This is a genomic window from Negativicoccus succinicivorans (genome assembly GCF_018373335.1).
In the GTDB taxonomy this organism is placed as follows: Bacteria; Bacillota; Negativicutes; order Veillonellales; family Negativicoccaceae; genus Negativicoccus; species Negativicoccus succinicivorans_A.
Genome location: NZ_JAHAHH010000065.1, coordinates 1 through 7,475, shown reverse-complemented (window position 1 = coordinate 7,475; position 7,475 = coordinate 1). Strand labels below are relative to the sequence as shown.

The window sequence follows — 7,475 nt, the reverse complement described above, 5'->3', positions numbered from 1 at the left end:
AAAGAATAATAAACACACGGCAAACAGAAGGAGGAAGTCGGATGGGTGACTTGGCGAATATTAAAGTGATCGGTGTAGGCGGCGCTGGTAACAACGCAGTAAATCGAATGATCGAGGCCAATGTGCAAGGTGTTGATTTTCTTGCGGCCAACACTGAAGTCCAAATTTTGGATACATCAAAAGCAGAAAAGAAATTACAATTAGGCGAGAAGCTGACCAAAGGCCTTGGCGCCGGCGCGAAACCTGAAATCGGCGAAGCAGCGGCGGAAGAAAGCAAAGAAGAAATCATGAAAGCGCTGCAGGGTGCCGACATGGTTTTCGTAACGGCCGGTATGGGCGGTGGCACGGGTACGGGTGGCGCACCGATCGTAGCAGAATGCGCGAAAGAAATGGGAGCATTAACCGTTGCCGTAGTCACCAAACCGTTTATGTTTGAAGGTACCGTACGTATGCGCAACGCCAATTCCGGTATTGAATATTTGAAAGAAAAAGTAGATACCATCATCATTGTGCCGAATGAACGTCTGTTGCAAGCCGTAGATAAAAAAGTCAGTATCCAGGATGCATTCCGTATGGCAGACGATGTGTTGCGCCAAGGCGTACAAGGGATCTCCGACCTGATCACTGTACCGGGCGTTATTAATCTTGACTTTGCCGACGTCAAAACGATTATGACCGATCAAGGCGAAGCCTTAATGGGCATCGGCACTGCCAGCGGTGAAAACCGTGCGGTAGATGCGGCTAAAGCGGCTATTTCGAGCCCGCTTTTGGAACGCACTATCGACGGCGCCAAAGGTATTATTATCAGTGTTACGGGCAGCGATGATTTGGGCTTGCTCGAAATCAACGAAGCGGCGCAAATTATTTCGGACGCGGCTGATCCGGATGCGAATATTATTTGGGGTACGTCCATTAATCCGGAAATGGGTGACGAAGTACGGATTACCGTTATTGCAACCGGTTTTGAAGATGTGAAGAAAAAACAAGACTACGCAGCGAATGCGCGCGGCGGTATTGCCGTTCCGGACTTTTTACAAAAACATTAATCACTTAAAAAGGCCTCACATTTGTGGGGTCTTTTTTATGTATGAACTCCCGGCGGAAAAGCCCTACGTATATGTTATAATAAATATATCTATGGTCTGAAGGAGGAATGAAATGGCGAAAGAATATTCATTTGATGTGGTTTCCACCGTCGATTTACAAGAAGTAACGAATGCGGTCCAACAGACACGTAAAGAAATTACTACACGTTACGATTTTCGTAACAGTAAAAGTGAACTTACATTTGCCGATGACACCATTACTTTGCTAAGTGATGATGAATACAAATTGGGCGCTGTGCAGGAAGTATTACGCGGTAAGCTTGTGAAACGCGGTGTAAGCTTAAAGAATCTTGATGAAAGTAAAGTGGTTCCGGCAGCGGGCGGCACGGTTCGCCAGGAATGGAAATTAAAGCAAGGACTGGATCAAGAGAACGCGAAGAAAATTACCAAACTGATCAAGGATAGGAAGCTTAAAGTGAATGCCCAAATTATGGCGGATCAGGTCCGTGTTACGGGAAAAGATAAGGATACTTTACAAGAGGTAATCGCCGTATTGAAGGCAACCGATTTTCCTGTTGATTTACAGTTTGTCAATTACCATTGAGTATGATGGCAAAAAAAGAATTAAGGGAAGGGTTCACTACCGGGACCAGTGCTACAGCTGCTTTAAAAGCGGCGGCATTGGCTCTGCGTGGGGAATTCCCAAAATTTGTTACAGTGGAGTCACCCCAGCATCGAGCGTTGACGTTGCCGATTGAGAAAAGCGAAGCGAATGAGGGGATCGGTTCGGCAACCGTCATCAAAGATGCGGGTGATGATATGGATGTCACGCACGGCACGCCGATTGTCGTTTCCCTTGAAGTAACAACAACACCTGGGATTGTTTTTATCGCGGGTGTAGGTGTAGGGACGGTGACACGGCCGGGGTTGCAAGTAAAAGTGGGAGATGCCGCGATCAATCCGGGACCGCGCTGGATGATGAAGCGAGTTTATGAAGAGTTGGCGGATGAAGGCACCGGTTGGAAAGTGACTGTTTCCGTACCTGCCGGTGAAGCATTGGCAAAGAAAACACTGAATCCGGTGTTGGGAGTCATGGGTGGCATTTCCATTATCGGCACGTCAGGAATTGTCAAGCCGATGAGTGAAGAAGCCTATAAAAAGTCATTAATTCCTCAATTTACCGTTTTGCGTGCCGCGCATCAGCATTGGTGCGTTATGACTCCCGGCCGGATTGGTTATGATGCCGCTCGTAAAATTTATGATTTACCGGTTACCGATCTCGTTGAAACGAGCAATTTTATTGGTTTTATGCTGGAAGAAGCCGTGGATAAAGATATCCGAGAGATTATTTTGATCGGTCATTTGGGGAAGTTGATCAAAGTAGCGTCAGGGAGTTTCCATACGCATAATCGCATGAGCGACGGGCGCATGGAAACACTGGCAGCGTACGCCGCTTTAAACGGTGCGGATGCAGCAACGGTAAAAGAAATTCTTGCCTGCTCGACGACTGACGGAGCGGCAGAAATTATTCGGGCCAACGATCTCGAGGTCATTTATCCTCAACTTGCTGAACGTGCGCAGGTGCGGGCCCAACGTTTTGTGCATGAAGAAGCCAAAGTAGGCGTGATATTTGTGACAATGCAGGGTGAAATTTTAGCGCAAAGCAGTTTCGCCAAAGAATTTATGGAGGCTAAACCGTGGTTACGAAACTCGTAGTGGTCGGTATCGGTCCGGGATCTCCGGAGTATATGATTCCGGCTGCACAAAAAGAGATCGCCACTGCCGATGTTGTAGTGGGCGGCCGCCGAGCATTGGACACCCTGGCCTCAGAATGGCAACAGAAAATCCCAATTACGGGAAAGCTTGGCGATTTGCAAGCCGAATTGGAACGACTTTCAGAGCATCTTCGCGTCGCAGTTTTAGTCAGTGGTGACCCCGGCTACTACAGCCTTTTAGGCTGGCTGAAGCGAACGTTTCCGGACGTTGCGATTGAGGTTATACCGGGTCTTTCCAGTGTGCAGGTCGCATTTGCACGTTTGGCGGAAGCGTGGCAGGATGCCGATTGGTTGAGTTTTCACGGTCGCACACCGAGTGACGCTGAATTGGTGTATGAACCGGGACGAAAAGTTGCGTTTTTGACAGATCGGAAGCAATCCGGTGCTTTTATTTGTCGAGCATTGATGGCTGCCGGCTGGCCTAAAGAAGCGCATGTAGCGATGCTGGAACGTATCAGCTATGAAGATGAGCGAAAACAGGAAGGAACTCTTGAAGAAGGGGCGGAATGGCCTGGTTTTACGGAAGCGGTGGTGGTGGTACAAGGATGAGTTCAGTATTTGGTCTTGCGGATGAGAAATTTATTCGCGGTAATGTACCGATGACGAAAGCGGAGATTCGCGCGCTGGTTATGGTCAAGGCGGGGATTCGGCCGGAAGACACTGTTGTCGACATCGGCGCGGGAACGGGCTCGATCAGCATAGAGGCGGCGCTTGCTGCAACAAAGGGGAAAGTTTATGCGATTGAACGAAATCCCGAGGGCATCGAACTGATTCGCCGTAACGCGGAAGAGTTCGGTTGCACCAACCTCGAAGTGATTCATGGTAAAGCACCGGATGCTTTGCGTGATCTTCCGCCGATTGATGTCGCTATTATTGGAGGCTCGGGCGGACAATTGTCGGCCATTTTTTCCCGGTTGGAGGAACTACTGACTGCGGGGGGGAGGGTTGTGGCCACGGCGGTGACCGCGGAAACGACAGCGCAATTGCTTGCCATTTGCAAAGAAAGAAAGTGGCAATACAATGCAATACAAGTACAGATTAATCGGTTGCGTAAGGCGGGGCCGTACCATCTTTACCAACCGCTCAGTCCCATTTTAATTGTGCAGGCGCAACCGATGAAGGAGGAAGTATGACGCAAGTTTATTTTATTGGAGCAGGCCCCGGTGATCCGGAACTGATTACCGTGAAAGGTCAGCGGCTTATAAGCGAGGCGGATGTTGTTATCTATGCAGGATCTTTGGTCAATCCTGAAATTCTCACCTACTGTAAAGAAGACGCAACGATTTATAACAGCGCACAGATGAATTTGGACGAAGTTCTCGATGTGACACAAAAGGCTTGCGCGGCTGGCAAGATCGTGGCACGTGTGCATACAGGAGATCCTGCAATTTATGGTGCGATTCAAGAACAAATGGATGCATTGAAACCTCTGGGGATTGAATACGAAGTGATTCCCGGTGTGAGTTCGTTTTTGGCCAGCGCAGCGGCATTAAAGCAGGAATATACGTTGCCGAATGTATCGCAAACAGTAATTATCACTCGCCTGGAAGGACGTACGCCGATGCCTGAAAAGGAGCGTCTATCGTACTTGGCGCAGCATCAGGCAACGATGTGTATTTTCCTTTCCGTACAAATGATGGATAATGTTGTTGAACATCTTATCGAAGGCGGATATAGTGAAGATACACCGGTGGCGATAGTGATTCGAGCCTCTTGGCCGGATCAAAAGATTTTGCGTGGAACGCTAGCAACCATTGCCGATCAGGTGCGCGAGGCCGGCGTTATTCGCCAGGCGATGATTGTTGTCGGGCGAGTGCTGCAAAGCGACTATCATTTATCAAAGCTTTATGACAGATCGTTCAGTCATATGTTCCGTGACGCGAAAGAGGACGCGCCGAAGCCATGAAGTGCGCGATTATATCCGTTTCTCAAGTCGGTGCCGACCTTGCAAGAATGATAGGGGCATCGCTGCAAGCAGATGTCAATCTCTATGAAAAAAAAGAGTACGCAAGCGGTGCCGAAGCGAAGTACTTTACGCGTGTTATGGCACTCACAACGGATATTTTTACGCGTTATGACTTAATTATCTACATCATGGCATTAGGGATCACGGTCCGCGCGATTGCGCCGCATGTGCAGCACAAAACCGTAGATCCTGCGATTCTAGGTGTGGATGAATTAGGAACATTTGTTATTTCGGTTCTTTCCGGACATTTGGGAGGCGCTAATGACTATGCGCGCGAAGTGGCGGAAATAATAAGCGCCACACCGGTGATTACCACAGCTACCGATGTGCACGGGAAAGTTGCGCCGGATGCGATAGCTCGTCACTTACAGGCCCGTGTGGAACCGATTTCCGCCTTGAAAGAGATCAATGGAGCGATTGCTCGTGGGGAAACGGTAGAGTACTTCGTCGATGAGAGAATGCCGCTGGCCGCAGAAGTAAAAAACATCCTGACATCATTCGGTGTTGTGGCAAAGTCGCTGGAGGAACTTGCACAATCTGAGGCGGAAGGCGCTGTTATCATCACTGATCGGACCGATATAAGAACTGCATTGCCGCATTTATATTTGCGACCGCCGACGTTGGTGGCCGGTATGGGGTGTCGAAAAGATACTCCGCAAAAGATACTTGCTGATGCACTTCGCCAAGCGTTCACACAAATTGGACGCAGTCCGTTAGCGCTTGCAGGGATTGTTTCGACAACCGTGAAAGAACATGAAGCCGGTTTGCTCGCATTGGCGGAACAGTATCGGCGGCCGATTGCATTTTATCCGCCGGAAGCATTACTTAAAGTGGCGGAACAATATCATTTAGAGGAATCTTTTTTTGTAAAGAATACGATTGGAGTGGGAAATGTATGCGAAACAGCAGCCATTCTGAAGACCAAAAGGTCACAGCTGCTTTTACCGAAAACAAAATTTCAACGAACGACGGTGGCAATAGCCGAGGCTACATCGCTGTGGTGGGAATCGGACCGGGACACGCCGCAGAATTGACGCCGCGCGCCCATGATGCGATTCGCGATGCGGAAATCGTTGTTGGTTACCATACGTATATGAAGTTGATTGATGATCTGATTTCGGATAAAGAACAGGTCGGCACCGGCATGAAGCAAGAAATCGATCGCTGCCAGCGTGCAGTCGAACTTGCCAGTCAGGGAAAACGTGTCGTTGTCGTTTCTTCAGGAGACCCGGGGGTATACGGGATGGCGGGACTTGTTTTGGAATTGATAGATAAACTTCCCGCACAAGCACATCCTGAGTGTGAAATCATTCCCGGACTCACCGCCGGTAATACGGCAGGTGCGATTTTAGGGGCACCGTTAATGCACGATTACGCGGTGATCAGTTTGAGTGATCTTTTAACACCGTGGGATTTAATCAAAAAACGTGCTCGTATGGCGGGGGAAGGAGATTTTGTTATTGTTTTATACAATCCTCGCAGTCGTGGCCGTGCGAAGCATTTAGATGAAATTTGCGATATCTTACTGACAATTAAAGATCCGCAAACGCCGGCCGGTATTGTTCGCAAAGCGGGACGTGCAGGGATGTCCTATACGATTACAACATTAGCTGAATTGGCCGCGCAAGATGTGGATATGCAGTCGACAGTTATCATCGGTAATAGCCGTACATGTGTTAAAAACGGTCGAATGATTACGCCACGCGGCTACGAATTATGATTTGGGTTATTGCCGGTACGCAAGACGGACGTGAATTGGCGGCAGAATTAAAACGCTACAGCGGTGAAAAGGTCATTGCAACGGTGATCAGTCAATATGGGAAATTGCTCGCTGCACCGGGAGTTGATCAGGTGTTGGTAGGGCGACTCACCCAAAGCCAAATGGAAGAGTTGGTAGGCACATATCAAATTGACTGCATAGTAGATGCCAGTCATCCGTATGCGGCGATTGTTTCGCAAATGGCACAGGCAACAGCTAAAACCACGAATATTCGGTATTTGCGATATGAGCGTCCTGAAGTACCGCTGCCTGATTATGCCCGTTTATATCATGCGAAAGATGAGTATGAAGCGGCTGAGCTTGCCGCGTCGCTCGGAGAACGTATTTATCTGACGACCGGCTCTAAAACATTGTCTGTTTTCATGAAGTCAAAAGCGCTTTCCGATAAAGAAGTATGGGCTCGGGTTTTGCCTACGCCGGAAGTTGTTGCACAATGCAAAGACTTAGGTTTAACACCGAAGTATATTGTGGCTATACAAGGCCCGTTTTCATTGGCAATGAATCGAGCGATGTTTACCGATACGAAGGCAGATGTCATTGTAATGAAAAACAGTGGGCTCGTTGGCGGTACTGATACTAAACTTACGGCCGCGATGGAGACCGGAGCGGCTATTGTGGTCATTGATCGGCCTATCAACCGGTCTGAATATCCTGTTTTGACATCGCCTCAAGAAGTAATTAAGGCATGGGAGGAATTATGATGGAGTACGTAAAACAGCCGAAAGAAATTGAAGACAAAAGCATGCGAATTATTCGTCCCTATTTGGAAGGTATGAACCTGAGTGAAGAGGAGATTGCGGTCTACTCACGCACTATTCATGCTTCGGGAGATGTGGAATATGCAAAACTGGTCATTACCGGTCAGGATGCTATTGCCGCCGGTCTCAACGCTTTGAAAAACGGTGCGG

The 7,475-nt window shown here is 48.6% G+C and carries 10 protein-coding genes; all 10 read left to right on the top strand.

Annotated elements, in window-relative coordinates; translation table 11 throughout:
* Positions 1–41: 41 nt before the first annotated feature.
* Positions 42–1,046: a cell division protein FtsZ gene (gene ftsZ, locus KH813_RS05420; RefSeq protein WP_024049015.1), complete on the top strand. Its 1,005-nt coding sequence runs from the start codon at positions 42–44 to the stop codon at positions 1,044–1,046.
* Between the two features lie 112 nt (positions 1,047–1,158).
* The gene (locus tag KH813_RS05415; protein WP_303994229.1) at positions 1,159–1,650 is read left to right on the top strand and encodes a YajQ family cyclic di-GMP-binding protein; all 492 of its coding nucleotides are present in this window, start codon (positions 1,159–1,161) and stop codon (positions 1,648–1,650) included.
* A 2-nt stretch (positions 1,651–1,652) separates the two neighbouring features.
* A complete protein-coding gene (gene cbiD, locus KH813_RS05410; RefSeq protein WP_303994226.1) occupies positions 1,653–2,762 on the top strand; it encodes a cobalt-precorrin-5B (C(1))-methyltransferase CbiD in 1,110 nt (369 codons plus the stop codon).
* Positions 2,744–3,370 (top strand): precorrin-6y C5,15-methyltransferase (decarboxylating) subunit CbiE, encoded by a 627-nt coding sequence (gene cbiE, locus KH813_RS05405; protein ID WP_303994223.1) that lies wholly within the window; start codon positions 2,744–2,746, stop codon positions 3,368–3,370. The genes cbiD and cbiE overlap by 19 nt, the downstream gene beginning before the upstream one ends.
* The gene (gene cbiT / locus KH813_RS05400) at positions 3,367–3,954 is read left to right on the top strand and encodes a precorrin-6Y C5,15-methyltransferase (decarboxylating) subunit CbiT (RefSeq protein ID WP_303994220.1); all 588 of its coding nucleotides are present in this window, start codon (positions 3,367–3,369) and stop codon (positions 3,952–3,954) included. Before cbiE ends, cbiT begins: the two co-directional genes overlap by 4 nt.
* The gene (cobM, locus tag KH813_RS05395; RefSeq protein ID WP_303994216.1) at positions 3,951–4,727 is read left to right on the top strand and encodes a precorrin-4 C(11)-methyltransferase; all 777 of its coding nucleotides are present in this window, start codon (positions 3,951–3,953) and stop codon (positions 4,725–4,727) included. The genes cbiT and cobM overlap by 4 nt, the downstream gene beginning before the upstream one ends.
* The gene (locus KH813_RS05390) at positions 4,724–5,821 is read left to right on the top strand and encodes a cobalt-precorrin 5A hydrolase (RefSeq protein ID WP_303994213.1); all 1,098 of its coding nucleotides are present in this window, start codon (positions 4,724–4,726) and stop codon (positions 5,819–5,821) included. The genes cobM and KH813_RS05390 overlap by 4 nt, the downstream gene beginning before the upstream one ends.
* Positions 5,818–6,507, top strand: a complete 690-nt coding sequence (gene cobJ / locus KH813_RS05385; protein ID WP_369694439.1) for a precorrin-3B C(17)-methyltransferase — start codon at positions 5,818–5,820, stop codon at positions 6,505–6,507. The genes KH813_RS05390 and cobJ overlap by 4 nt, the downstream gene beginning before the upstream one ends.
* Positions 6,504–7,268: a precorrin-6A reductase gene (cobK, locus tag KH813_RS05380; protein ID WP_303994208.1), complete on the top strand. Its 765-nt coding sequence runs from the start codon at positions 6,504–6,506 to the stop codon at positions 7,266–7,268. Before cobJ ends, cobK begins: the two co-directional genes overlap by 4 nt.
* Positions 7,265–7,475: precorrin-8X methylmutase (locus tag KH813_RS05375; protein ID WP_303994205.1), on the top strand; the 211-nt coding region annotated here is incomplete at its 3' end. The genes cobK and KH813_RS05375, both read left to right, overlap by 4 nt.